This window comes from Mycobacterium sp. ENV421 (assembly GCF_002887815.1).
GTDB lineage: Bacteria > Actinomycetota > Actinomycetes > Mycobacteriales > Mycobacteriaceae > Mycobacterium.
In genome coordinates this window covers 1-701 of sequence record NZ_PDHO01000142.1, presented here as the reverse complement: position 1 = coordinate 701, position 701 = coordinate 1, and the positions used below count along the sequence as shown (strand labels likewise).

The window sequence follows — 701 nt, the reverse complement described above, 5'->3', positions numbered from 1 at the left end:
CCCCACACGTACTCGGTGAGGATGGGCTGGCCGAGCTCGAAGTGGTTGTACGGCGCGAGCGAGGCGCCGTAGTCGGCGACCAGGAACGGTGCCGGCCAGAAGTCGTGGGTGATGGGCTGCCAACAGCCGGGCCCGCCGCCGGGACCGCCCTTGGCGTTCACCCGCGGCAGGTTGTCGGGATATACGTACGGATTCGGTGCGCCGGTCAGGCCGATGTGGAAGTCGATGGAGTAGCCGTTGCCGCCCGCGCTGTCCTTGGCGTTGGACGTCGCGTAGTTGCGGACGGTGCACAGGATTTCGGGGCTGTAGGTGTCGAGCAGCTGGGCGGTCGGGATCAGGTCGGCCTGGCCGCGCACGAAGTACGGGCCGCCGCGTTCGAAGATGTCGGCGCCGGTGTTGCCGAATCCGGTGGACGCCAACAGCGCGGCGTCGAGGTCCTTCTGCTGGGCGTTCAGTGTGCGGGCGGTGGTGACCGCGTGGTCGAGGGAGTCCCAGAACTGCGGGCTGGCCTTGATGTAGACGTCGGCCAGGTTCGACAGCTGCCGGATGTTGCTGCGGATCTGCGGCATCTGCGGGTTGACGTCGTCGAGCACCGCGTTGCCGTTGACGATCGACTGGCCGAACTTGGTGCCCAGGCCGTTGAGCGCCTCGGCGGCCGCGCTGAGCGTCAAGTTCAGCTTGACCGGATCCACCTTCTCCGA

Annotated in this window: 1 protein-coding gene; it reads right to left on the bottom strand. The window is 67.5% G+C overall.

Going from position 1 to position 701, the window contains the following annotated elements; genetic code table 11:
• On the bottom strand, window positions 1-701 hold a 701-nt coding region (locus tag CRM90_RS30065; protein WP_199190112.1), incomplete at both ends, for an MCE family protein.